This is a genomic window from Paenibacillus sp. Pae15, from assembly GCF_024519685.1.
In the GTDB taxonomy this organism is placed as follows: domain Bacteria; phylum Bacillota; class Bacilli; order Paenibacillales; family NBRC-103111; genus Paenibacillus_G; species Paenibacillus_G naphthalenovorans.
In genome coordinates, this window is sequence record NZ_JALJRM010000003.1 from 62,217 (window position 1) to 87,630 (window position 25,414).

Annotated in this window: 20 protein-coding genes; 2 read left to right on the forward strand and 18 right to left on the reverse strand. The window is 50.4% G+C overall.

Going from position 1 to position 25,414, the window contains the following annotated elements:
- Positions 1 to 10: 10 nt before the first annotated feature.
- Positions 11 to 871: a DUF421 domain-containing protein gene (locus NR121_RS03345; protein WP_062407467.1), complete on the reverse strand. Its 861-nt coding sequence runs from the start codon at positions 869 to 871 to the stop codon at positions 11 to 13.
- A gap of 138 nt (positions 872 to 1,009) precedes the next feature.
- Between NR121_RS03345 and NR121_RS03350 the strand changes: the two genes are divergently transcribed.
- On the forward strand, positions 1,010 to 1,216 hold the full coding sequence (locus NR121_RS03350; RefSeq protein WP_054818526.1) for a DUF1657 domain-containing protein: 207 nt from the start codon (positions 1,010 to 1,012) through the stop codon (positions 1,214 to 1,216).
- 370 nt (positions 1,217 to 1,586) lie between these two features.
- Here NR121_RS03350 and NR121_RS03355 read toward each other — a convergent pair whose 3' ends face one another.
- The 6 genes from NR121_RS03355 to NR121_RS03380 form a co-directional block, all read right to left on the reverse strand.
- Entirely contained in the window at positions 1,587 to 2,114 is a 528-nt protein-coding gene (locus tag NR121_RS03355) for a L,D-transpeptidase (RefSeq protein ID WP_235594251.1), read from the reverse strand.
- A 184-nt stretch (positions 2,115 to 2,298) separates the two neighbouring features.
- Positions 2,299 to 3,720: an NAD-dependent malic enzyme gene (locus NR121_RS03360; protein ID WP_062407465.1), complete on the reverse strand. Its 1,422-nt coding sequence runs from the start codon at positions 3,718 to 3,720 to the stop codon at positions 2,299 to 2,301.
- Positions 3,721 to 3,969: 249 nt separating this feature from the next.
- The gene (locus NR121_RS03365; RefSeq protein ID WP_256830489.1) at positions 3,970 to 4,935 is read right to left on the reverse strand and encodes a carbohydrate kinase family protein; all 966 of its coding nucleotides are present in this window, start codon (positions 4,933 to 4,935) and stop codon (positions 3,970 to 3,972) included.
- A 234-nt stretch (positions 4,936 to 5,169) separates the two neighbouring features.
- On the reverse strand, positions 5,170 to 7,143 hold the full coding sequence (locus NR121_RS03370; protein WP_062407461.1) for a YjhG/YagF family D-xylonate dehydratase: 1,974 nt from the start codon (positions 7,141 to 7,143) through the stop codon (positions 5,170 to 5,172).
- A gap of 122 nt (positions 7,144 to 7,265) precedes the next feature.
- Positions 7,266 to 8,033, reverse strand: a complete 768-nt coding sequence (locus NR121_RS03375; protein ID WP_062407459.1) for an IclR family transcriptional regulator — start codon at positions 8,031 to 8,033, stop codon at positions 7,266 to 7,268.
- Positions 8,034 to 8,449: 416 nt separating this feature from the next.
- Positions 8,450 to 10,555, reverse strand: coding sequence for an LTA synthase family protein (locus NR121_RS03380; protein ID WP_082660672.1), 2,106 nt, complete (start codon positions 10,553 to 10,555; stop codon positions 8,450 to 8,452).
- A 190-nt stretch (positions 10,556 to 10,745) separates the two neighbouring features.
- Between NR121_RS03380 and NR121_RS03385 the strand changes: the two genes are divergently transcribed.
- The gene (locus NR121_RS03385) at positions 10,746 to 11,909 is read left to right on the forward strand and encodes an iron-containing alcohol dehydrogenase (protein ID WP_054820146.1); all 1,164 of its coding nucleotides are present in this window, start codon (positions 10,746 to 10,748) and stop codon (positions 11,907 to 11,909) included.
- 103 nt (positions 11,910 to 12,012) lie between these two features.
- Here NR121_RS03385 and NR121_RS03390 read toward each other — a convergent pair whose 3' ends face one another.
- From NR121_RS03390 to NR121_RS03440, 11 genes are all read right to left on the reverse strand, one after another.
- Positions 12,013 to 13,413 (reverse strand): SLC13 family permease, encoded by a 1,401-nt coding sequence (locus tag NR121_RS03390; RefSeq protein WP_256830493.1) that lies wholly within the window; start codon positions 13,411 to 13,413, stop codon positions 12,013 to 12,015.
- Between the two features lie 89 nt (positions 13,414 to 13,502).
- Positions 13,503 to 15,779 carry a helix-turn-helix domain-containing protein gene (locus tag NR121_RS03395; RefSeq protein WP_256830494.1) on the reverse strand — a complete coding sequence of 759 codons (2,277 nt, stop codon included), beginning with the start codon at positions 15,777 to 15,779 and terminating at the stop codon, positions 13,503 to 13,505.
- Between the two features lie 222 nt (positions 15,780 to 16,001).
- A complete protein-coding gene (locus NR121_RS03400) occupies positions 16,002 to 17,171 on the reverse strand; it encodes a mandelate racemase/muconate lactonizing enzyme family protein (protein WP_256830496.1) in 1,170 nt (389 codons plus the stop codon).
- A 3-nt stretch (positions 17,172 to 17,174) separates the two neighbouring features.
- Positions 17,175 to 18,209: a glycoside hydrolase family 88/105 protein gene (locus tag NR121_RS03405; protein WP_256830497.1), complete on the reverse strand. Its 1,035-nt coding sequence runs from the start codon at positions 18,207 to 18,209 to the stop codon at positions 17,175 to 17,177.
- Positions 18,206 to 19,135 carry a dihydrodipicolinate synthase family protein gene (locus NR121_RS03410; protein WP_074727001.1) on the reverse strand — a complete coding sequence of 310 codons (930 nt, stop codon included), beginning with the start codon at positions 19,133 to 19,135 and terminating at the stop codon, positions 18,206 to 18,208. Before NR121_RS03410 ends, NR121_RS03405 begins: the two co-directional genes overlap by 4 nt.
- Before the next feature lie 31 nt (positions 19,136 to 19,166).
- Positions 19,167 to 20,687 (reverse strand): extracellular solute-binding protein, encoded by a 1,521-nt coding sequence (locus tag NR121_RS03415; RefSeq protein ID WP_062407448.1) that lies wholly within the window; start codon positions 20,685 to 20,687, stop codon positions 19,167 to 19,169.
- A gap of 94 nt (positions 20,688 to 20,781) precedes the next feature.
- Complete coding sequence (locus tag NR121_RS03420; protein ID WP_074727002.1) at positions 20,782 to 21,657, reverse strand: carbohydrate ABC transporter permease; 876 nt, start codon at positions 21,655 to 21,657, stop codon at positions 20,782 to 20,784.
- A 22-nt stretch (positions 21,658 to 21,679) separates the two neighbouring features.
- The gene (locus tag NR121_RS03425; protein ID WP_235594329.1) at positions 21,680 to 22,609 is read right to left on the reverse strand and encodes an ABC transporter permease; all 930 of its coding nucleotides are present in this window, start codon (positions 22,607 to 22,609) and stop codon (positions 21,680 to 21,682) included.
- A 291-nt stretch (positions 22,610 to 22,900) separates the two neighbouring features.
- Positions 22,901 to 23,377 (reverse strand): NanQ anomerase/TabA/YiaL family protein, encoded by a 477-nt coding sequence (locus tag NR121_RS03430; RefSeq protein ID WP_074727003.1) that lies wholly within the window; start codon positions 23,375 to 23,377, stop codon positions 22,901 to 22,903.
- Positions 23,374 to 24,327, reverse strand: a complete 954-nt coding sequence (locus NR121_RS03435; protein WP_054818767.1) for a dihydrodipicolinate synthase family protein — start codon at positions 24,325 to 24,327, stop codon at positions 23,374 to 23,376. The genes NR121_RS03430 and NR121_RS03435 overlap by 4 nt, the downstream gene beginning before the upstream one ends.
- Before the next feature lie 52 nt (positions 24,328 to 24,379).
- Positions 24,380 to 25,399, reverse strand: a complete 1,020-nt coding sequence (locus tag NR121_RS03440) for a sialidase family protein (RefSeq protein WP_074727004.1) — start codon at positions 25,397 to 25,399, stop codon at positions 24,380 to 24,382.
- Positions 25,400 to 25,414 lie beyond the last annotated feature (15 nt).

Sequence of the window (25,414 nt, forward strand, 5' to 3'; positions counted from 1 at the left end):
CCTTTTCTGTTCAGCGTTTCAATAACGGTTCGACCTGCCCGATAATGTCTTTTATTTTCTCCATACCTTGTTCATACATTCGTTTTGCCTCTTCGTTTGTCGTAGACAGCCCGAACAACGCCAGATCCGCTTCGCACTTTTTTAAAGTAGCCAGCAGCAGCGGCTTTTGATTCATTGGCGGAACCTTCAGCATATCGTCGTATAAATCAACATACAGCTGACCATACGAATCCACTTGTCCGACAAACACATTTTCCAAGGTAACGCCTATTTTCTCCAATTCCGTTTGAAGCCATTCCCGGCTGAGCCCTGCCGTAGCCAAAGGCTCGTCCCTGATTTTCCCGTCAATAATGACCGTCTGGCTTTCCCGCTGCGGCGCAACCCGAATGCCCAAATGCTGCGGAGTCAAAGGCTGTTGTTCCTGCTTTAACAAAACGCTGAGATCCCCGCTTGGCTCAAGAACGGCAAACTCCGCATCAGCCACGTTAAAGACACCTTTGATCCGCAGCTGCTCCAAAAGCTCATCGGCGGTATAACGTTCTTTTTTCAAATTGTCTTCCATAATTTTTCCATCCTTGATCATCACGGTTCCGGTGCCGTCGAACCATTTCCGCAGCAGGTTACTTTTTAAGGCAAGGATTTCGAGGATATAAGGAATGGAAAACCAGACTAAAAGTCCCATCACGCCGTACATAAAAGGCGATTCGAGATCAATGGACATAAATCCGATCAGTTCACCAAGCGCAATACCGAGTATGTATTCGAAGTAGGTTAACTGAGAAATTTGCTTTTTGCCAAGTATACGGGTGATTAAAAATAAAATCGTAATGGCTCCTGCCGAACGGATCGCGATATGCGCCCAATCATGCAATGGATTCTCTCCCTTTCCGGTGGTTAAAACGTAACGTTTCAATTATTTGCCGAAATCCCTTTTGTTATTAATAGGAGTTTTTTTACATTCATAAATCCTCAAGACTGAGCCATATTATTTTTTGTGGAGGTGATATCAATGACCGTTGCATCCCAAGTAAAGACGACGCTGGCATCCCTCAAGAGCGCGCAAGCAAGCCTTGAAAGCTTTGCGTTAGAGACGCAAAATCAGGAAGCCAAGACGCTGTTTGAAAATTGCGCCCAGCAAACACAAGCGATTGTGGATCAAGTCAGCTCACGCGTGCAGCAGCTTGAAAATGAAGAGCCGCAATATAAAGGATTCTAAAATCATACAGCCCGGTCCACCCTAAAGCGGATCGGGCTGTTTCTTCGTCAGAGCGTCTTCTCTTTCCGGTCAATACAGCAGCAAAAGGGTGATCACCAGCAGTAAAAAAAGCAAGATAATCAGCAGCACGGGCATGGACTGATCCATAGTTGACGCCCCCCGTCCGTGAAAAATTTTGGAGGTTACTCTATGGTATGCCTTGCGGCAGCAATTGCGACATCATTCGCCCATCGCTTTGGCTGAAGAAAATTTAACCCCGTCCTTTTAGGTAAAAAAAGAACCCCTTTCGGAGTCCCTTTTCAATGGTTGCCCGGTATGACCCGCTGATTTGCCCGTCGCAGCCCTACCTGACCTTTTACCGTTAAGCCTGCTACTCCCGAATAATCACCACGGTGCCCAGCGGAATATGTCTGAACAGCCATTCGACATCTCTGTTATGCATCCGAATACAACCCGAAGATGCGCTGCTGCCGATCGAATACGGCCGGTTGGTTCCATGAATACCATAGGTATAGCCGCCCGTTCCCGGCACATTAATCCCCATCCACCGGCTGCCGAGCGGATTGCGCGGATCGCCGCCGGGGATTCGCTTGCGCACGTACCATGGCTTGACGATCTTGGTGACAATATGAAAGCGCCCTGTAGGAGTGAGCTGCTTTGTCCGGCCGGTAGCGACAGGAAAGGAATACGCAACCCGTCCGTTCAGAACTACGGTCAACCGGTTCGAGGTCTTATTGATGATCAAATAGACGCCTTCTTCTGCCAATCCATCCGTTATTTCGATTTTGGTCTTGTCCGATTTCGGAGCCGCGGCCAGCGGCTGTGCCAAGAGGGAGGCCGACAAGGTCAGCAGGAATAGCATGAAACAGAGTTTGAAGCCGCACGCTATCTTTCTCAAGCTGCTCATCCTTACGTTTAAAATATAATGCACGGGGTTCGTCTTATTATGCCTTATCCGAACCTGCCGCTATTCGCACGCACCGTTTTTTCTCCGAATCGACCGATGGGCAAGCAAAAAAACAAGCCGTCTTTGCGGCCAACCGCAAAGACGGCTTGTTTTACAACTTTGGAATGACGATGGATTATGCAAATTCATGCGGAACTTTGCGTGCTACCCCTGTATCCACTGCCGCCTGAATGACTTTTCTTCTGACAACCTCAACCACACGGTTATTGAACACGCTTGGGATAATATACTGCTCGTTCAGTTCGGCGTCCTCTACAATAGACGCGATCGCATAGGCGGCCGCCAGTTTCATTTCCTCGTTAATGATGGTAGCCTGGCAATCCAATGCACCTCTGAAAATCCCCGGGAAGCACAGCACATTATTCAACTGGTTCGGGTAATCGGATCTTCCCGTAGCCATGACGCGTACATATGGCTCCGCAATTTCCGGTAAAATCTCCGGAGTCGGATTGGCCATCGCAAAGACAATCGGGTCTTTGGCCATTTTTTTCAAATCGTCTACCGTAATCACGCCGGGACCGGACAAGCCGATAAATACATCCGCCCCTTGCATCGCGTCGGATAACGTTCCCGTCACATTGTCGGGATTCGTATTCTCCGCATACCATTGCAGCATGGGGTTTTCGTATGTAGCGTTGCGGTTGATAATACCTACGGATCTCGTCGCACCGACGATATGCTTGACTCCGGCCGCGATCAGCATTTTCGTGCAAGCCACGCCTGCCGCGCCGACTCCGCTGAACACCACTTTAATGTCAGAGATTTGCTTGTTCACAATTTTCAATGCGTTGATCAATCCCGCCAGCATCACCACGGCGGTTCCGTGCTGGTCATCATGAAAAACAGGAATATCCAGTTCTTTTTTTAATCTTTCTTCAATTTCAAAGCAGCGCGGCGAGGAAATGTCCTCCAGGTTAATGCCTCCGAACGCCGGTGCGATCGACTTCACAATCCTGATGATTTCTTCCGTATCCTTCGTATCCAAACAAATCGGAAAGGAATCGATATCCGCCATTTCTTTAAACAGCATCGCTTTACCTTCCATCACCGGCATCGCGGCAATCGGACCGATATCGCCCAACCCGAGTACAGCGGTACCATCGGAGACGACCGCCACCGTATTCCGCTTGATGGTTAACGAATAAGCCTTGGAAGGATCTTCATGAAGCGCCATGCATACACGGGCTACACCCGGTGTATATACATGGGACAGATCATCCCTGTTTTTAATCGGAACCTTCGAACGAACTTCAAGCTTTCCTCCCAAATGCATCAGGAAGGTACGGTCGGATATGTTGACGATTTTAATCCCCGGCACGTTGCGAACGTTTTCAATCAATTCAGCCTCGGTTTCTCTGTTTGAAACGGACACCGTGATATCTCTGATCGTTTTTTGTTTGCTTCGGTTCACAATATCTACGGCAACGATTTCGCCGCCTTTTTCATGAATTGCATTAGCGATTTGAATGAATGCTACGTTGGGTTCCAGCTCCATTCGCAAAATAATTGTATAACTTCCGCTTGTCTGACCACTCATTCTTCATTTCTCCTTTCGATATAGAAAATCCTAATGCAAACTATGAAATCAAAAATAGTTAAATTTATGCATTATTTCACAGTCTAATTACATAATGAATGTGTGTCAACGATATTTATATAAATGTTTTTTATAAATCTTTTTTTCATATGTGAAAACCAGTTTCGCATTTGTGCAAGAAGCATCGAAAAAGCTCTGCCGCAAGCAAATCCCCGCGCATCATCGGTAAGCTCAGGGCCCTCCCGTCTCTTAACCGAACCGTTCCACCTCTTCCAGAGACGGCAGCGCGGCAATCGCCCCCACTTTCGTACAAACCATGGCTCCCACTTTATTGGAGAAGGCAATGATGCTCTTCCACGCTTCAAAGTTGTCGCACAAAGCATGCGGGTCCTTCGCGGACGCCAGTTGAAACAAGGTTGCGCCCACAAACGAGTCTCCGGCACCGGTGGAATCGACAGACTTGATGGCGACGCTCGGAATCACGGCGTGCTGCCCGGCGGCGGAAAGCAGCGTCCCTTCCTTCCCCAGCGTGACGGCAATGACGCGCGCCCCCCATTGATGCATGTCCCGCACGCCCTCCAGCCTATCTTCTTGCCCGGTAATCAGACGCAGCTCCTCGTCGCTCACCTTAACGAAATCGGCTTGTCCGATCCCTTTGCGCGAACGCTCGATGAATTCGGCTTCTCTTCCCTGCCACAGATTGGTCCGGAAATTCGGGTCGAAAGAGACGAATATTCCGCCTGTTTTGGCCTGATCGATCAGTGCAAAATAGGTTTCGAGGGATTCGCCGCCAAGCAGGGCTGTTGCCGAACCAAAATGCATCACACGCGCTTTGGATATGTACTCCAGATCCACATCGGCTATGGTCAGCCGCTCATCGGCGCCGCGGTAAAAGACAAAGTCCCGCTCCCCGTTCTTCTGCAAAGAAACGAAAGCCATGGTCGTTTTCACCGTATCGTCTTTGGAAATCATCCGCGTAACGACGCCGGCCTGATCGAGCACCTCGATCAGAAACCCGCCGAACGGATCGCTGCCTACTTTGCCGACAAACGCCGCATTTCCCCCCAGCTTGGCGACGGCCGCCGACACATTCGCAGGGGCTCCGCCGGCTTGCTTGACAAAATTAGCGCCTTTCTTTAAATCGACATCAATGTCTGTACAAAAAAAATCGATTAAAAGCTCTCCTACACAAACGACAAGACCGGCTTGAACCATGATCACAACTCCCCTGTTTTCATCAGAATCATCTTCAAAGCATCCATGCTTTAAACCTTTTAAGGCGAACCTTTGACCTCATGCTATCACGCCAACCCTATTTTTGTAAAACCTCTTTGCTCCCGATAAGCGCACCGGACACGAGTTGTGCCCTGAAGCTGAACAGCCGAGGGGTCAGGCCACCCTTCGGCTGTTTGCTTTAACGCTGTACATCGGCCAAGCACACCGCACGTTTTACCATCCAAGCGCTTTCTTGCCGGCTTCGAGCAGCGTGATAATGCGGTCCACATCATACACGCTGCCGCGCCACGTTCCGCCGCTGGCCCCTTGGAGCGCCGCCCACAAGCGGGTATCGTCCGGCAGACCGGGGTCAGGGGCGAGACCGGGATGAGGCGATCGCCGGGCCAGCACCTCGGCTCCTTCCTCGGGCGTATAGAAGGTGTCCCCTTCGCCGACAAAATGCAGGCTGCCCTGCAGCCGTTCGCGGTCAATCACGACTTCAATCCAGTCGCCGTCCCGCAGCTTGCCGATCGGCCCGCCCGCAAGCGCTTCCGGACCTACATGGCCGATACAGGCGCCGGTGGATACACCTGAGAATCGCGCATCCGTAATCAGCGTCACATGCTTTCCGAACGGCAGATGCTTCAACGCGGAAGTCAACTGGTACGTCTCTTCCATTCCCGAGCCGATCGGGCCGCGGCCGATCAGCACCATAATATCGCCGGCCACAATGCCTCCGGTCTTGATGGCCCGGATGGCATCCCGTTCAGCAGTAAACACCTTCGCCCGCCCTTTATGGCGATAAACGCCGCCGGGTCCCACAACCGTCGGATCGATGGAGGTCGATTTAATGACGGAGCCCTCCGGCGCGATATTTCCGGTCGGGAACGTGACGGTGGACGTCATTCCGTGGGCCCGTGCCTGCTCCGGACTCATGATGACCTCATCGGGCCGGATCCCGTCCAATTGCTGCAGCGCCTCGCGCACCTTTGCCCTCCGCTCTGAGGTCTCCCACCAATCGAGCACAGTCCCCAGCGTCTCGCCCGTTACGGTAAGAACCGATTCGTCGAGCAAGCCGAGCTTGCGCAGATGCAGCATGACCTCAGGCACCCCTCCTGCCAGAAACACCCTGACCGTCGGATGGTACACGGGACCGTTCGGCAGAACGCTGACCAACCTCGGCACATCGCGGTTGACACGGTCCCAATCCTGAACGGCAGGGATAGTGCAGCCGGCCGCATGAGCGATGGCCGGAATATGCAGCAGCAGGTTCGTGGAGCCGCCGAAGGCCGCGTGGACAACCATCGCATTGCGAATGGCCGCATCCGTGACGATGTCGCGTGTGCGCAGCCCCTTCGACTCCAGCGTCATGACGGCGCGGGCCGACTGGCGGGCGAGCTCATGCCAGATCGGCTGACCGGACGGAGCAAGCGCCGCGTGCGGAACAGTCAGTCCGAGCGCTTCGGCGACGACTTGTGCCGTAGCGGCCGTACCCAGAAACTGACAGCCCCCGCCGGGCGTCGCACATGCCCGGCAGCCGAGATCCGCCGCATCCTCCAGTGACAGTTCTCCATTCGAGTATCGCGCCCCGATCGTTTGGATTTTACCGGCATCCTCCCCGTTTGAAGGAGGCAGTGTCACTCCCCCGGGGACAATGATACATGGCAGCTCGCGCATGGCTGCAAGAGCCGTCAGCATCGCCGGCAGGCCCTTATCGCAGGTAGCAATGCCGATGACCGCTTTGCGTGTGGGAAGCGAACGGATCAATCTGCGGAAGACCATAGCGGCGTCATTGCGATAAGGCAGCGAGTCGAACATCCCCTCGGTGCCCTGACTTCTTCCGTCGCACGGATCGCTGACATACCCTGCGAACGGCACTCCGCCGATCTTCCGGATTTCATTGGCCGCATCCTGCATCAGCAGCCCTACTTCCCAATGGCCGGTATGGTACCCGAGCGCAATCGGACGGCCGTCCTCCGCACGAATCCCTCCCTGGGTGCTGAGCAGCAGCACCTGCTTGCCGTTCAGTTCGGACGGCTTCCAGCCCATCCCTACGTTTTGCGTCAGCCCGAACAGATTCCCGCTCGGCTCATGGAGCAGCATGTCCGGCGTCAGTGGAAGCGTACCTTGAGGGCCTTGAGCATGTGTATGAAGCCGGTATAATTGTTCGCCTTGAGTTCCCATGATAGATGTCAATAATTCACTCATGTCATTCTCTCCCTTTTGCCACCGGACTTTTACCCGGTTATTGTTTTATATTATAAAACTTGGTTTTATAATATAACTAAAAAGAAACGGGTCAAGCTTATACAAGCTTGCCGCCCGCGTGTTCACTTGAGCATGACGCCGTATCCCATCCGCTCGGAAAGCTCTTCGACGGTCTGCAGCAGGAGCTTGACGTACTCCTCTTTATCCTCATCCGTCACTCTCGCTTTGAGCATCGATACGCTGATCGCCGCAATCACTTCCCCCGAATGGTCCCTGACCGCCGCGGCGATACAGAAAACCCCAGGCTCGTTCTCCTGATCATCCGTAGCATATCCCCGCTTTCTTACACGCTCCAGTTCCTGTAAAAAAGCCTCTTCGGTCCGGATTGTTTTCTCCGTGTGCTTTTGATATTCGTACCCTTTAAGAATGGAGCGGATCTGCTCCGGCGATTTAAAGGCAATAAGGGCTTTCCCTACGGCGCTGCAGTGCAGTGGAATGCGTCGGCCTATACGGGAATACCGTATGACGGCTTTATCGCCTTCCACCTTATCGATGTAAACGCCTTCTTTCCCGTCCAGAATAACCAGATGGGCGGTTTGCCCTGTCGTTTTGGAAAGCTTCTGCAAGAAAGGATTGGCCGCCTGCCGAATATCCAGGCTTTGGACCAGCCGGCTGCTTCGCTCCAGCAGCTTCATCCCTAACCGGTATTTGCCGTTATCCGGATTTTGTTCGATATAATGATATTCCTGTAATGTTTTTAACAAAGAATGAACCGTGCTTTTATGCAAGTCCATCCGGCTGCTGATTTCTGTGATCTTCAATTCTTTATGGTATTCGTCGAACAGATCCAGAATGCGCAGCGCTCTCTCGACCGACTGAATGATCGGCAAAGGATGGACACCCCCACTTCTTTGGAGTTGTAACTCAGGTTTATTCTACTATATCGGATGGAGCGTTCACCAGCAAGACTTATTTTTCAGTCCGCTCCGGAAACCGGGGCCGAAACGGGCCTGTCCTCCTCCTGCCGCGGTCTGCCCAATCGTGTACGAAAGGTATGCCAATGCCATGACAGCTTCTTCCCTCCGCTTTATGTTATTGTTTCACCGAATACCACCGTCTGTCAATAGATTATCGAAATGACCGCGGCACGGCGGATCCGATTTTTTCAGCCAACGTTCAATTATAATCGCCGCTGGGTATTGTCCAAATTGAAAAAAGCCGACAGTTCCGAAGTCCGTTCCGGAAATATCGGCTTCCAGGCGCTTCTCGCGGAATGGAAGACTCCTGTTAGGTATTGAAGGTCTTTTTATGGCATATCCGCTGCTGTCATCCGGGTTTGAACATAAGCATTCGATTTGGCTACGATATGACCCTTGGAATCCTCGACCACAATCTCCAGCTTCCAGGGAAACTCCGCCTCCGTCTCCGGCTCGACAATAGCCGTCAATTCATGTTTATCGGTCCATGCTGTCTTCACCGGTTTATCATTGATATGCAAGATACTATTATGCGGCAGATCTCTGCCGGTGATTTTGACAATCCGTTCCCGGCCGGTTTCATTCACATGAACATGATCAATCTGCAGATCGCCAAAGCCTAAAACATAAGCCGGGTCTTTAATGGTGTTTTTCCAATCGCCATAGCCGTATTGTTTTCCGAACAGAATATCGTACTGCAGCTTTTCATATTCCTTTAACGCCTCCTCGTCGATTCCCATTTGCGGATAGTAATTTTTGGGAGGAATCACGGGAGTGTGCTGAGCGAGCCGATACAAATAATCGGTATAATAGCTGCCGGGTCTTTGCGCCAGCTTCAGCACATAAGGCCCCAGAAATGATGGACTCATATTTAACTGTTCCTTGTGCTCCGGCAAATAATTGTTCCATACAAGAACCGGAACACGATACATTTTGTCAAGAAAATTCGGGTCGTTCTCCTGCAAATAGCCGCAGTCTTTATACGCTTTGTAGTTATCCCCGAGACTTGGCAGATGATCGCCGAAGAAAACAATGATCGTCGGCTCTCCCTTTTGCTCATAGTGCGTCACCAAACGCTTAAGCATATCGTCCGCACCCAAGAGCCCTTGCGCATACGTTTCAATAAGACCCTTGGACTCTCCGGTCACTCCGGTCACCTGAATCGTATTTTCCTTGAACTTCCCGGGGGAATAGTGGTAATGGTTCTCCATCGTATTGGCAAAAACAAAATCGGGTCCCGGCGTCTCATCGCTTGATTGAATGATATATTTGGCCACAGCCCGGTCGGCTATATAAGGTCCCTCGTAATCCGGTTCAAAAAATTCCTGCGAAATATATTTGGAGAAGCCGAAATGGTTGTATACGTTCTTGCTGTTGTAAAACCAGCTGTGAAACGGGTTGATCGCCGTAGCTTCATACCCCTGACGCCTCAAAATGCTCGCAAGCGAATCGGTTGCTTTATGGATATATTGGTTATACGGAATCGAGCCCTGCGGCAAAAAGCGCATCGAATTGCCCGTCAGCACTTCAAATTCCACATTTGCGGTCCCGCCGCCATACTGTGGGGACAGCAGGGTGCCGCTTGTATACTTTTCGACTAACGAATGGTAGAACGGCAGAGGATCCCGACTAAACTTCAATCCCTCAACCCGGGTGATGTCCCAGAACGATTCGCTCAAAACGATAATAATATTAGGCTTGACGTCCCCCGCCTGCGTTACCGCAGGAGTGACGCCCGAGGCAATCGACCGAATGGAGGACTCATCGTACCCCTTCGGCGCTTTCAGGAAAAGATATTTTAAATTCATCATGGTCGTTAACAAAAAGCCGTTGGTTTTTACATTCAGCGTTTGGTCGTATGCGATATTTTTGATCTTTGCCAGCCTGGTTAACGAGAGCTCTCCGTCGTTATAGATAGAAACCAGCAGCAAGGCGGAAATCAGCCCCATCGCAACCCGCTGCTTTCTGCCTATCTGAAGCGCTGTCTTCGAAAGCTTGTAAAGCAGCAGAATGCTGATCACAAAGAATAGAATGAACCCGGACATGACCGTAAAGCTCAGCAGACCGCCGAGATACGGTGTCATATCTTTCGTTTCGCTGGCCAACAGCAAATCCCATGGCAAAAAAGGCACGCCCAAAATTTCCAGTTTAATTCCGCTGATCAGCCCGAAAGCTAAGCATAATGCGGCTATGAGCCAAAACGAAAGACGTATGCTGCCCGTGAGCGCCGTTAGAAATAGCAATAAGCCTAAAACAATCAAGGTATTGAGAAGCAGCTCCGGGACCGCATCGAAAGTCCATCCGAAGGCATCCAGCCATTGGCCGCGGCTTAATAGCTCTACCAAAAATACAATCCAAAGAGAACATAAAAGCAGGGGCAGACGGCGCACCGTAACAAGCCCGTATCGACGAAGTGAAAGTTGCAGTTCTCCCATGTTTTCCCCACTCTTTTGGAAATATTAATGTTTTGTAAATTCCATGCAATAGTATAGCACAATTTATTCTTTTTGGAGCTTGCTCCGGCTTAATTTTTTTGGTTGCGATGAAGTCATTTGGTATAATGGGGGGGAGCCAGGAAATGGTTTGATCCTGCTATCCAAAATTCTAATCAATCGGAGGAAACTTATGGATACGTTTATGTACTATAATCCGACCCGACTTTATTTCGGTAAAGATACAATGGAGCATCTCGGTACGCAAATCCCGCCCATCGGCAGGAAGATTCTGCTTGTTTACGGGGGAGGCAGCATCAAGAAAAACGGGGTTTACGATGAAGTCATGCGCCGGTTGAACGGTTTTGATGCTCACGTGCATGAATTAAGCGGCGTCGAACCAAATCCCCGATTGACCACTGTACAAAGAGGGATCGACCTCTGCCGAAAAGAAGGGATTGATTTCATTCTCGCCGTTGGCGGGGGCAGCGTCATCGATTGTGCTAAAGCCATTGCCATTGGCGCCAAGTTTAAAGGCGATGTATGGGATATTATTACACGCAAGGCGACGGCTGAAGAAGCCCTGCCTCTCGGTACGGTGCTTACTTTGGCGGCCACCGGATCGGAGATGAATTCGGGTTCCGTTATCACCAATTGGGAAACGCAGGAAAAGTACGGTTGGAGCAGTCCGCTGGTGTTCCCCAAATTCTCCATCCTCAATCCCGAGTTTACTTATACGGTGCCCAAAGACCAAACGGTTTACGGGATCGTCGATATCATGTCGCATGTGATAGAACAGTATTTCAACCATACCGGAAATACCCCGGTCCAGGACGGGTTTTGTGAAACCATTCTCCGTACCGTGATCGCCACAGCGCCCAAGCTGCTGGAAAATCTGAAGCAGTACGAACACCGCGAAACGATTCTGTACTGCGGGACGATGGCTTTAAACGGCACGCTTGCCATGGGAATCCGCGGTGACTGGGCTACCCATAACATTGAGCACGCCGTGAGCGCCGTCTACGACATTCCGCACGGCGGAGGATTGGCGATTCTTTTCCCTAACTGGATGGAACATGTGCTGGATGAAGGCGTCTCACGGTTCAAGCAATTCGCCGTTAATGTATTCGGGATTGATCCCCAGGGCAAGAGCGACCGCGAAACGGCTTTGGAAGGCATTCGGGCACTTCGTTCCTTCTGGTCCTCCATCGGCGCACCCAGTCGGCTGGCGGACTATGGCATCAACGCAGAGAAGTTGGAGCTGATGGCGGACAAAGCGATGGCCAGGGGCGTGTTCGGACACTTCAAATCCCTCGACCGTGAAGATGTCCTTGCGATTTACCGCAAATCGTTATAAAACAAACGAGAAGGCTGCTAACCGGCTTGGGCAAGTGCGGTGCAGCCTTCTTCTTTGATTGACTCCATTGGCTCGGGTGCCGAATCGCTTTAAACTATCTGAATTATCCGGGATATACGCTCAGGCCGAGCAGCGGCCAATAGAAGAAAGCGGCAAGCATCGTAATCAGGAAAAGAAGCAGGGTGATCCAACTGCCGACGACCAGATAATCCTTCCCCGTGTAATATCCCATAGCAAAGGTAGTCATGCTGCCGGCAGATTGGGTCGGGATAAAATAACCGATGCTGCTGGCCGCTACGCAGAGCATCCCGAGCCAGAGCGGATTCAGTTCGCTTCCGGCGGCGAACGTCAATGCCACGGGAAGCAAGGAAGCCACCATGGCGGTATAGTTGGTAAATCCGATTCGAATAAGAATAAAGGCCGTCATCATGGCAGCGGCGAGAATGGCTGCCGGCAGATCCGCCAATAAGCTCGTGGCCAAACCGGAGGCCCATCTTACCACGCCGCTTTCATTGAGAGCATCCGCCAGCGCAAAGCCGGCGGCAAACAACAGCGGAACTCCCCAATCCACCTTGCCCATCGCTTCTTTCCAGGTTAATAATTGAATGCCTGGAATGAACAACAGCGTGACCACCAGAACGCCGGTCAGGGCTATCGGAAGATGGTGCAAACTGCCGGTCATCCAAAGAAGCGCAAGCAGCAGATAGAGTGCAATCAGTTTCTTCTCCGCTGCAGTCATAGGGCCGAGCTTCTCTTTTTCCTGTCTGAAAAACCGATCGCTCCCGGTCAATACGGCTGTTTCGGGCGGAAATAAATAAAGGAGCAGCATCCACATAGCGGCGAGAACAACGACGACAATCGGCATCATCAACAGCATCCAGTCTACATAACTCCACCGATGACCTAACATGGAGTCAAATAATCCTACGGCATAAATGGAGCCCCCGGCTCCCGTAAGCAGACCGATCGTGCTGACATAGGGTACGAAAGTGACGGTGAGGAGCACTAATTTCCCGAAATGGGCGCCACCTTGTTCTTTCATGGTTTCAATCATCCCTATGCTTACCGGCAAAAGCACAGTTAACCGGCCCAATGCGTTCGGCATGAAAAACGTAAGCAAAAATGCGATCACAATCAGGTACAAGATAATCGATTTGACGCTGCCTCCCGCCAACAGCAGCATATTATAGGCAAGACGCTTGTCTAAAGCATACTTCTCCACCGCCACTCCCATGATGAGCATGGATAAGATCAGCCATATTTCTTCTTCGCCCAGCGCCTGCGCAGCCTGTTCGAACGGCAGGATGCCCAGCAGCGAGACGAGAACGACGACCATCATACTGGTGACGGAGGCTGGAATGACGTTGGTTAACCAAAGGACGACCGCCAAGACCAGAATCGCTATAGCGCTCCAGCCCTCGCTGCCCATCGTTGAAGATTGCGGTAATACCGGCGACAACAATACAAACAGAAAACAAACCGCGACCGCTGCCTGTTTTAACATGATGTACCACCTCATCAAGTCATGCTGCAAATTTTATTTCATACGATACGTCTTAACATACGAGGCAAATCCGCATGCCGTGCCTGCGTCTACTTTAATTTGGAAAGGGTTTGCCGGTATTGTCCCGGCGTCATCCCCGTCAGCTTCCGGAATGTCCGGATAAAGCCGGTTGAATTCGTATAATTGAGACGGTCCGCGATTTCCGTAATCTTCAGATCGGTATGTTCTAACATCATTTTTGCCATCGTCATCCGGTAATCCGTCAAATATTCAATGAACGTAACGCCGATCTCCTTCTTGAACACCCGGCTTAAATACACCGGATGAAATTTGAGCGCCGCTGCGCACGACTCGAGCGATATATCCTCATCATATTGCTCATGAATCATTTGAACCATTTGATGTGCGGTATTAATATATTCTGAATCCGTACGTTTTTTAAAAAACGCAATGGTCGGCGGCAGCAGTTCCGTCTTAAACCATACCGACACCTCTTGCACCGTATTCAACTTCACGAATTGCGTTACGGCGGAATTGGAACCGATCAGTCCGTCCAGCCTCCCTCCTTCATTCCGAACCAATTGATAGATGCGTGCAACCAATTGAAGCATGAAAACCTGATAGTCGTTAAACTGGATGTCTCTCTCCGTGATCGAGGCCACATAATGATCAAAATGCTCCATCGCCGATTCGGCATCTCCGGATGTAAACGCATTCACGATGTAGTCTTCCAGATGATGTAATGGAGGAATCAGGCTTTTGACATCTCCATGCGCCGGGACGAAATCGTCATAATGGAGAATGATATCGCTTCCAAGTCTAATTCTTCGTTTCAGCGCATCCAAGGCTTCGGAGTAAGCGTTCATTGCATCGGTGTACCGGAAAAACGAACGGCTGATCCCGATGCTTGTTTTAAGCTGCAGCAGCTCATGAACCTTCGATTTAATCTGTTCGGCCGTTTGATGAAAATACGCCTTGTTCTCAGCGGGCTCGTCCGTGTCCCCGGTCAACAGCGATACCTGAGACTGGTCGAAAAGCAAGGCGCCAACCAAACGATGGCCGGGCAGCAGTTCGCCTACGATATTATTGATCGCAAAAAGAAGCAGTTCCTTATCGCTTTCCATATATCGGGTTTCCTGCAGGGAATCGATTTGCAGCGCCAGCACCCCCAAAGCCTTCCCCTTGCCGGCGAAACCATAAGTCTCGCTTTTAAACAAAAATTCACTTTCCGTAATTTGCCCCATAAACAGCTTAAGCAAAAAAAACTCTTTCATCTGCGAAAGCTGCCCATGAAGCTGCTGCTGCAGCTGTTTTCGCGTACTGAATAAAGCATGGAACCGGTCCTCGATAAAAGCGAACTCATCTTTCTTCTTTGAATCGGCGGGTTCTCCTCCGATCTGTTCCATAATGACAAACAGTCTTCGGATAGGCGAATACATTCGCCGGCTCCCGTAAAAAGCAATGGCGGCGATCACGACAAAGATAACCAAACATACGTTTAACGTTAACATAGCAATTTTTTTGGACTCCCTGGTCATTCCCTCAATGGATACGACGGAAGCATATGTCCAATTATTATAGGGAGACACCTTATAGTTAACCGCCATAGCGTCTCCTTCAAAATAACCGCTGGCATCGGTCACGGTCCTCAGCTTCTCCATGACCACATCCTGTATAGGAACAGAACCCGGATTGGACAAAAAAGGAACCCGTTCGCGATTCAAAATATAAATATCTCCCAAGGTTTTGTCCTGTGCCAAATCTTGTTCCAGCTCGCTATGGGACATATCTATGAGCAGCAAGGCCTTGGGTGCCGTCGACGTGGCAATCATCGGCAGCTTGACGATCAGGCGTATCCGGTCCCCCTCCTTTTCTCGAACGCCGTTATCCTGCTTTCCTTGACCGGAACCGGAAGCAAGCCAAAACAAATTTTGCGGATAATCCGCATATTCATCCAGGACATTCCGGTCAGAAAATTCCTTGATCGTTGTAAACCCGAGTTTGCTGATCATCCAATCCATTTCCATATTCACCAGATAGGTGTCGGCTACCCCCGATAACGAATGCAGATTGTACAGACCTCTGCCCAGATTCGCTATCGTCTGAAAATCCTCAGGCGTCAAAGGATCGTGAATCGAATCCATCACCAGAGACGAATTTAAATATTGTACCGCCGCCATCTCTACATTTTTTAATACTTCCTCGATTCGCATTTGGTTTTGCAACAGAATTTGCGCATTGCCCTCATTGACCTTTCTTTCGATATCCTGAGAAGCGATGTGATAGGAAATCATCCCGATGGATACAACGGGTGCGGCTACCAACAACAACGTGAACAGAATCAATCGATAGAAGTACTTAGGCAATAGATAATCTCTCCTACCCTATAGAAAGTATCAAAATACAAGAAAACGGGGAAAGGATAAACAGCCCAACCAGATTTTTGATTATCATTATATCAGAAAGCATGTCTACCCGTGATAGAAAAGGGTTATCACACGTTAATTTCAATTTTATAAGCGTTTTCAACCAATAAAAACGATGGCGCCGGATTTCCCGCGCACCATCGTTTTGGTTTCCGTCTATTTCTACTTCCTGGCTTGAGAGGTTCGATCCTGGAGCTGGTGAGCTGAAACATTCCCCCAGCTTAAATCATCCGCTTTATATTTCTCTATTTGTTCCCAATCCAATTCGACCCCCAGACCATGCCGTTCACGGCCGGGCACAAGGAGATATCCGTTCTCATAGATGACCGGATTTTTAACAATGTCTCCTGCATACAACTCAGGGCCTATCGGATCCGATGTATGATTTAAATTGGCCAGGGAGCTGCCTAAGTGCGCCATGGCGGCCGTTCCGACCGACAGCTCTTGCGTCGTGCCGATCAGGCAGGATTTCCCCGCAACCTCCGCTGCCGCCGCCGCCTTCCTGGCGTTCGTTAGACCGCCGATAAAGATGGGAGAAATATTAAAGATATCGACCGAATCATGCTTGATCATTTCGTACTGCTGACGATAGCTCCATACGTGTTCGCTTACCGGATGATCCACTTTCATACGGAAATGGCGCAGCCCTTCAAAATCGTTCTGTACGGCAGGACTTTCAATCAGCTGAACATCATATGACGAGAAACGTTGTGTCACCTGTACAGCGGATTTCCAGTCCAAGAGGTGGCTAAAATCCAGCGACTTGATGGTGACCTTCGAGCCGAATTCCGTTCTTACCCCATCGAGGAACGCTTCATCCGCATCCAGATTTTTTCCGGCATACAACCGGAACACATCGAAGCCCTGCCGAAACCGCTCGCGGACCACCTTCAGATTCTCTTCCACCTCTTCCATGAAACGGTGTCTGAAAATCGGATAGCAGACTTTTATTTTTTCCTTCATTCTTCCGCCGATGAAATCGGCCACGGAAATCTGAAGCGCTTTGGCGCAAAGATCATGCAATGCCGCGTCAACCCCGTTGCGGATAAAATTGCCCTTCTCATAATAAAACATCGTTTCCGGGAAATGACTAAGGAGCTCTTGATTGATCAAAGTGATATCAAACGGATTTTGACCTACTAATATGGACTTCAATACAGCCTTCATATCCCGAATATCGAGCGAATACTGAGGCAGGTGGGAAAAATCCGACATCTCACCAATTCCTGTCAGACCCTCGTCCGTTTCGATCTCGACGATCACATGCTTGCTGACAAAGCCCGTATGTCTGGGCATTCCGACGACAGTTAACCTAATATCCGAAATTTTCATGGGCTACTCTCCTCGTACGGCTTCGCATAAAGCCAGCAAAGCCAATCCTTGGGTAAATGGGGTAATATCAAATGCAATACGGTTATATTCCAAAGCGTTCGCTTTCACCGGCGTTCCCGTAGAACCTCCCGTTACATAGCCTTCTTGATCGATGTTGTCCGCCACAGCCGATAAAGCCCGCTCGCCCATGCCACGGAATTTCGGATCGATCAGGCCAAGCCGGATTCCCTTCATCACGCCATATGCGACCCCTGCCGTTACCGAGGTCTCCAGATAGGTTTCTTCGTGATTCAATACCGTCCTCCATAATCCGGACGGATCCTGCAGCCCGGACAAAGCCTGCAGCTGCTTGTGCAGGGTATCCGTCAGCTCCCGGCGTTGGGGCAAATCTTCAGGTGCGATCTCCAGCAGTTCGACAATCCCCGCCGTCATCCAGGCATTACCGCGCCCCCAATGCACACCGATCGGTTTACGCTCCACGTCGTGCCAGCCATGCACAAATAAATTCACCTGCGGATCAAACAACAGCTTGCAATGAATGTCAAGCTGCTTATACGCTTCCCGCCTGTACTCTTCATTGCGCAAAGCCAGTCCTCTCTGCGCCAAATAAAGCAAGCTCATAAATATCGTGTCCGCCCATACCTGATGAGCCCAGTTGTTATCCAATACCGTATGCTCCAATGCACCGGATGGGGTACGTCGGCCCTCTATCATCAGATAGCGATCAAACGTCTGGAACACTTTTTCATATTTTTCATCCGGATCACGTTCGTTCAGCTCTAACATGGTCATTAAAAGAGAATTCGAATTTACGCATATTTTCTCAATGGCGTCGATCCGCTGATCGATCCACTGCTTCATCTTAATGGGAATCTCCTCATCCTTGGTCATTTCATACGTTTTCCATAGTCCATAAAAAGCGACGCCGATGGACCAATCCCACCTGCGCCAGCGAATGCCTCCGGGCTGATCCGAGTGTTCAAAGGTCAAATCCAGTGTGCGGGCTGCCGTGAGCTTTAACAAATCCAAATGGTTCATCGTTTGATCTCCTTTACTAGAGGAAGCAGGCCCCATTGATGAAGGATGGCCGTCACTTCTTTCTTATCCGCTTCATTCAGCGGATCGACAGGCTCGCGCGTGATGCCCGCACGAAGTCCCCGCTGTTCCATGGCTTCTTTCACGACAGCCACGTTGTTTCCTGCATGATATTTAGCCCGCAAGTTTTCAAAAGGCAACGCCTCCTCCCACAGCTTCCATACGGTTTCCCAATCATGGGTTTGCAGAGCCTTCAGCATCCCTTTGGACAGGTCCGGGTGTACGTTGATTAATCCCGAGGTAAAGCCTTTGGCGCCTGCGTTGTAGAAATACGGCGCCCATTTCTCCGCCGTGCCGCAAATCCAGGTCACATGGTGCTTCGCCGAAACCTGGCGAACCGTCCGGGTAAACCGCGGTAAATCGTTGATGGCGTATTTCACGCCGACGCATTTGTCCAGCGGGGCCAGCTCCAATAGGATATCGTCCGAAAGATGCGCATCCTTAAAATAAAGAACCGACGGGATATCAAGGCTTTCGATCACCTTACGGTAATAAGAGACCGCGCCGGGAGTTGTGATGTAAGGATGAACCGGCTGGTGAATCATGACGCAATCGGCGCCCGCTTCCTGGGCATACCTGCCCAATTCGACCGCCGTATCCGCCGCATACCCGATTCCTGCCATGACGATTGCCCGTTTGTTTACCGTATCGATCACACGCTTCATGACCGCCTTCGCTTCTTCGAGGGTGAGCGCATAAAATTCGCCGGTATTCCCGCACGGGACAATGACTTCCGTGCCGTTGGCCATCAAAAACTCAATGTTGGCCTCCAAGCCTTCCCAGTCGATTTGGCGTGTCTCCTCGTCAAAAGGCGTAATATGGATCGCCGTAATCGTTTCAAGCTTCTTGCCGAATGCTGCGTAATCCATCTTATTCCTCCTCCCTTTATGAAGGGCTCTCCTACTTTTTCTGTTTGCCGTACTCCGCCGTAAATTCTTCCATGACCTGATCGCCGCCCGCTTTTTTCCATCGTTCGAGTTCAGCTTCCCAACCGGCGTCGTCGATTTTGCCCATAATATATTTGGTCTGGGCGTCGCGAATCAGGGTATCCAGCTCTGCGCCCTTTTCCATATAGGTCTTCGATGTAAGCGTCAACGCCACATTCGGAACCGCATTTTGCAGGTTATCCGCAACCACCTTCCAGCCTTTGGCCTGCAGTTCGTTTAATTGCAATGGAAGACCGGTGCCTGTAACCTCAAACGACGGAAGGCTGTCGCGGTACGGCTTCACCTCGAGGTTAAACAGTGTCAAATCTTTAAACTTGGCTTTGCCGTCAGGCGTCTTCTCAAAGTGCTTCCCTTCAAATCCTCTGGTCAGCAGCGTGGACATTTCCGGCTCCAGAAGTTGATCGAAGAAGCCCAGCAGACGTTTCAACTCCATTTCATCCTTTACGCTGGATTTCGGGAATACGAAAAACCCGTTGTTCCCCGGCTCGGCAGGCACGCGATTGCCGGAAGGCCCCATATAAGGCGCGATATCTACGGCAGCATTCGGAACGGATTTGGACACGTTGTCATAAGAGGTGGCTGCCGCCGAAGCCACCGTATTAATACGGATGCCGGCTTTTCCCGAATTCCATTTGTTATCGGCATCCGCTGTCTGAACAACGGAGAAATCCTGATTGATTAATTTTTCGGCATACAATCTTCTGAGCAGCTTCATCGAATCCTGATACGGTTTCGTCATAAATTCAGCTACGACTTTCCCGTTTTCGATCCCCCATTTATTGGGAGCCCCTTGCGAAACCGAGAGACGAGTCAAGAAGCTGCTGCTAAGGGCCGTGTCGTTATACGATCTGTCCATAAACAAACCGTACGTATCATTTTGACCGTTTTGGTCAGGATCCTTTTCAGCAATCGTTTTTGCAATGTTATACCAATCATCCAGCGTTACCGGCGGTTTCAGGCCTAAGGCGTCAAACCAATCCTTCCGGTAAACGATTCCGGCTCGTCCGATATCCCGGTACAACGGCAATCCGTACAGTTTTCCTTCCACCTTGATATTGTCGTAATACATCGGATTGGCATCCGATAAATTCTTGTATTCATTTAAGTAGGGTCCGATCTCCCAAAACAATCCGGATTGAATGGCATTGAGAGTTGTGGCGTTATACGTCAATTTAAACGCTTTCGGCATTTCGTCAGACGCAATCATAATATTCTTTTTATCTTCAAATGCAGCCGCCGGAATCCATTGAATGTCTACTTTGGCATTCGTATATTTCTCGATAGCCAGCTCGACTTCACTGTCTTTTTTGGGCGCTTCCCCTACTTGCGGCGTGGCGATGGTCACCTCAAGAGGTGTGCTGTCGGGCTGTCCTTCCGCCCCTTGCCGCGGTTCACTTTTTTCTGCGCACGCTGCAAGCGTTCCTGCGGTTAACGCCAACGACAAAAGCAAAGCTGCACAACGTTTTCTTTCCATGTTTACCCCTCCCGGATATAAAGTAGCATAACTTTTAGAAGAAAAACTTCTTATCGAAGTCATTCTGCGGAGTCAGACCTGCAGATCTTTCAGATCATCCTTTGACCGAGCCTAACAGGACGCCTTTGGCAAAATACTTTTGCAAAAACGGATAGACCATGACAATGGGAAACGTCGCGACGACAATAGAAGCCATCCGTACCGTTTGCGGCAAATAATCCATCGGATCCTGCTGGGCAGTGGAATCTCCAATGCGGTCCTGGGACATCAAAACGATCTGCCTTAATACGATTTGCACCGGCCATTTCTCGGAATCGTTGATATACATGACCGCATTAAAAAACGTATTCCAGTGCCCCACAGCATAAAATAATCCGAAGGTCGCCATAGCCGGCATCGATAAGGGGATGACGATCCGAAACAAGATCCCCAAATCATTGCAGCCGTCCATTTTCGCCGAGTCTTCCAAGCCGTCGGGAATCTGTTGAAAAAAGTTTTTGAGAACGATTAAGTTAAACGCACTGATAGCCGTCGGGATCATAAGAGACCAGTAGGTGTCGATCATTCCTAAAGATCTGACGACGAAATAGGTCGGAATCATGCCCCCGCTGAACAGCATCGTAAGCAGCACCATCAAAAGAATCGGACGGCGTCCCCGCAACGTCGTACGAGCTAACGGATAGGCCATAAACGAAGTGAACAGCAGATTGATGAACGTTCCGAATACGGCTACATAAATCGATACAACAATGCTGCGAGCCATGGTGTCGGTGGAAAATATGTATTTATAGGCGGACAAGGTGAATTCGGAAGGAAACAACAGCAGCCCTCCCTTGGATACCTCCTCCGGTGCGGCAAATGAAACGGCCACAATATAAACGAACGGAATGACGGCAGCGATAGAAACGATAAACAGGAGCGAATAGTTCACCGCATTGAATACCCTGCTGCTTAAAGATTTGTCTTCCATGGCATTGAGCCTCCCCGATGTTTTAGTAGACGCCCTCTTCGCCGAATTTCTTCGCCAGCCAGTTGGCCCCGACCACCAGCACTAGTCCGACAAGCGATTTGAACATACCGACAGCCGCACTGTAGCTGTACTGAGCCTGCGTCAAGCCCTTCACATACACATAGGTGTCGAACACTTCCCCAACTTCCCGGTTCATCGAATTCAGCATCAGGAAAATGTGCTCAAAACCGGTATCCAAAAAGCTTCCCAGCCGCAGGATAAACAAGATGACGATGGTACTCCGTATAGCGGGCAGCGTAATATGCCAGAGCTGCCGCCAACGGCCGGCTCCGTCGATACGTGCCGCTTCGTACAGCTGCAGATCGACTCCCGAGAGAGCGGCGAGAAAAATGATCGTCCCCCAGCCTGCCTCTTTCCAAATGGATTGGCTGATGATCATCGTCCGAAACCATTCTTCGCTGAGCAGGAACGGTATTTTCTCCATACCCATCTGTGCGATCATCTCGTTAATGATTCCGCCCTCTGTTGTAAACAGCACATAGAATATGCCTACGGCAACGACCCACGAAACAAAGTGCGGCAAATACAGCAGCGTCTGCGCAAACCGTTTAAACATTTCCTTGCGTACCTCATTTAACATCAGGGCCAAAACAATCGGAAGCGGAAAAAAGAACACCAGATTGTAAATCGCGAGCAGCAGCGTATTTCGAAGCAGCATCCAAAACTGCGGTTCCGAGAAAAATCGTTCGAAATGCTTCAGTCCTACCCACGGGCTCCCCAGGAAGCCCAAATGAGGCTTGTAGTCCTGAAACGCCATGATCAGGCCCCACATCGGCACATATTTAAATACCAGAAAATACAGCACCCCCGGGAATAAAAGAAAATACAGCCATCGGTCTCTGATGATGTCCCGCATAAGCGGCGACCGTTTGGCCCTGTCGGCCAATATCATGGATGGCTGTGCATCATATCCCTGCTTCATCCGACGACCTCCTGACTGGATTAGTACGCAAGTCCGCATTTGTAATAGCGCTTACATTTCATATCATAGGTTCGGGTATCATGACTGGCAATAGTACTGTTTCAACCATTTCGCTTTAGAGGTAAACATGCCGCCGGAGCAAGGGTTTCCGGCTGTTGAGCCTGGTGTATTATCATTTTTTTCAACCGCATCGTACCGGTTTAACCTGCCGGTTCGGCAGCAAAAAAGCCAGCTTAAACAGCTGGCTTGTAGCGTTCAATATCATCCCCACAGATCCCTGTGAACCTTTACCACAATCTTTTTGATGCTATGCTTCTCCCCATTGACATGACAGCACGGACGGTGAACATCCTCCGGGAAAAACACGGCGAACATGCCGGGCTTAAGCACAATCTCGGACTCATCATGACTATACTTGTAATAAGCGACATCACGTGCAGCAAGCTGGTTGTCCGCCATCTCCAGTTCCGCCGATAACCGGCTGAATCCGATTTTTTCTTCCCCGCTGACTAACAATTGGATATCTGCGTACGTCATATGGGATTCCGCCCGCTGCTCCTCCGCAGGCTTCGTTGACATTTCCTGCACCAACGCATACATCATTTGCCCGTCGAGCTCATATCTCCCCGGTTTCTGTGCGGCAAGGTTTCGGCTTACAATCTGTTCCAGCCCTTGTTGAATCGCTGGGGGGTATAAATGCTTTTCTTCATTATACTTATGCATGTCGCCAATCATCATAAGGATATCCCATCGTCAGCCCGCTTTACTGCAGCGGATGGTTTGGCATAGGCTTTGGTCAGCCGATACAGCTGTTCTACTTCCAGCCGGTTGGTGGCCGTGAACTCCAGATGATTTTTAGACCGGCAGTTGTAATTGGTAAAGATGCCTTCCAGCATAAGATAGTATTTGGCGTTCACCGGATAAAGCTGCTTTTCAATCAAAGAGGCGATGCTCAAAAAATTGCTCAGTTCGTCGGCTTCCTCCGGTTTATCGGACCAGTTGCGCATCAACCAAACATACAAATCCGGATGGAAATTGGCCATGACACCGCTGTAGCCTGTAATGCCGAGCTTCATGGTTTCAAGCAGCGTCGCCGAGTTCGCGTTGTATATATTCAAGCCGGTGCCTTGAACGGCTTCCATTTTCGCTTTCATATTATCCAAATCGCAGCTGGTATCTTTGAGGAACAGGAACCGTCCCGTATCCGCACACCATTTTAACAATTCAGGTGAAATCAGGCGTTTGTACGGAAAAGGACATTCATAAAACCCAAGCGCGATATCCTCCGGTATTTCGTTCAGCAGTTTTTCCAGATTGGTTTTCCAGACCTCGTCTGATTCATCCTGCCGAGCCAGCCGATTCGTAATCAAAACCAGCGCATCAATGCCTGTTGCAGCCATCGCGTTGAGTTCGGTTACCTGATCTTCGTAACGGTCCGAAATATGGCCTGAAGCAATGACAGGCACGCGCCCCGCTGCCTTTTCTTTGACGAACGCCGCGAGCTTCACTCTTTCCTCCAGGCTTAAAAAAAACATTTCACTGGATTGGCAAACGGCAAAGAGACCGTCCACCCCGTTTTGGATATACCATTCGATCGCCCGTTCCAGAGCATGGTAGTCAATTTCGTTGGATGTTGTAAAAGGGGTGACCATCGTCGGCCAAACGCCCGCGGAAATTTGTTTCTTCATAGGTTTCTCCCTCACTGTCCGATATTTAGGAAGGTTATCTGTACGTGTGCCGCTATAAGGATACCGATATTTTCCTGAATGCGATGCTTTCTCTTTTCCAAGTGTACGTCAGGTACAGATGGTTCCCCTGCGCAATCATGGCAGGATAAGAAAATTCCCCCTCTTCATCTTCCAGAATGAATTCGCAGCTCCAGGAGCGGCCGTTATCCTTAGATACCATGAATACAAGCGGTGTCCTTGGACCCCAGTTGACCCCAACCGGGTTGCATACCAATACGAGCATCCCATTATCCAGCTTTACTAGATCGATTCCACTGTTATTATTCGGCAGCGAAGTGGGATAAGCATCGCACCAGGTTCGTCCACCATCTGCGGAATCGCTGCGATAGATAAAGCCTTCCGTACTGCGGAGCAGCATATGAACTTTGCCCGGTTCGGACTCCCATAGCGCCGGCTGAATCACGCCTCTGCCCGCAAACGATTGCTCCGAAACCGGAATATCGCTGTCTGTGACGGCTTGGATGCTGCTGTAATCGATATCCGGTATCCGAATGCCGCCGCTCTTCGTCCAATGGCCTCCCTGATCCTCAGACCGGTCGACAAAAGCCTGCCAAATCCCGTCTTCCGTGGACCCCGGCGCAAGCCATGTTCCGTCCGCCAATACGATCAGCTTGTTGCGGACCGGCCCCCGGCCGCCCCGGTCCCCCGCAACCAGCTCAACCGGCTCCGACCAGGTCCGTCCTTGATCCTGAGAAACCTTGAACAGGGTGTACCAGTCTTTCAATAACCGTCCCACTTTGTAAAAAAGGATGAGTTCCCCGTTGTCCTTCATGTGAAAAACAGGATTCCAATGAGGCAGTCCTTCCTCATCGGCCAGTTGAAACGGAGCCGACCAGCTTTCTCCCTGCCGGCGAGAGCACCAGATGGCCACATCGTCAGCGCCTTCCCTGCTTCCGCCAAACCATGCGGCCAGCACGTCTCCATTAGGAAGCAATGCCAAATGAGAGGCATGACAGCTGACAAAAGGACGATCGTGATCAAAAATGAGCTCATGGACTAAGGATGTGAACATCCCCTATTCCTCCTT

Coding starts and splice junctions, on each gene's coding strand:
- NR121_RS03420 (WP_074727002.1), bottom strand. CDS start 21,657: ATGGAAGACAAATCTTTAAGCAGCAGGGTATTCAATGCGGTGAACTAT.
- NR121_RS03400 (WP_256830496.1), bottom strand. CDS start 17,171: ATGAAAATTTCGGATATTAGGTTAACTGTCGTCGGAATGCCCAGACAT.
- NR121_RS03360 (WP_062407465.1), bottom strand. CDS start 3,720: ATGAGTGGTCAGACAAGCGGAAGTTATACAATTATTTTGCGAATGGAG.
- NR121_RS03350 (WP_054818526.1), top strand. CDS start 1,010: ATGACCGTTGCATCCCAAGTAAAGACGACGCTGGCATCCCTCAAGAGC.
- NR121_RS03390 (WP_256830493.1), bottom strand. CDS start 13,413: ATGTTAAAACAGGCAGCGGTCGCGGTTTGTTTTCTGTTTGTATTGTTG.
- NR121_RS03425 (WP_235594329.1), bottom strand. CDS start 22,609: ATGATATTGGCCGACAGGGCCAAACGGTCGCCGCTTATGCGGGACATC.
- NR121_RS03365 (WP_256830489.1), bottom strand. CDS start 4,935: ATGGTTCAAGCCGGTCTTGTCGTTTGTGTAGGAGAGCTTTTAATCGAT.
- NR121_RS03435 (WP_054818767.1), bottom strand. CDS start 24,327: ATGAAGAAACAAATTTCCGCGGGCGTTTGGCCGACGATGGTCACCCCT.
- NR121_RS03440 (WP_074727004.1), bottom strand. CDS start 25,399: ATGTTCACATCCTTAGTCCATGAGCTCATTTTTGATCACGATCGTCCT.
- NR121_RS03385 (WP_054820146.1), top strand. CDS start 10,746: ATGGATACGTTTATGTACTATAATCCGACCCGACTTTATTTCGGTAAA.
- NR121_RS03430 (WP_074727003.1), bottom strand. CDS start 23,377: ATGATGATTGGCGACATGCATAAGTATAATGAAGAAAAGCATTTATAC.
- NR121_RS03410 (WP_074727001.1), bottom strand. CDS start 19,135: ATGGATTACGCAGCATTCGGCAAGAAGCTTGAAACGATTACGGCGATC.
- NR121_RS03380 (WP_082660672.1), bottom strand. CDS start 10,555: ATGGGAGAACTGCAACTTTCACTTCGTCGATACGGGCTTGTTACGGTG.
- NR121_RS03415 (WP_062407448.1), bottom strand. CDS start 20,687: ATGGAAAGAAAACGTTGTGCAGCTTTGCTTTTGTCGTTGGCGTTAACC.
- NR121_RS03370 (WP_062407461.1), bottom strand. CDS start 7,143: ATGAGTGAATTATTGACATCTATCATGGGAACTCAAGGCGAACAATTA.
- NR121_RS03405 (WP_256830497.1), bottom strand. CDS start 18,209: ATGAACCATTTGGATTTGTTAAAGCTCACGGCAGCCCGCACACTGGAT.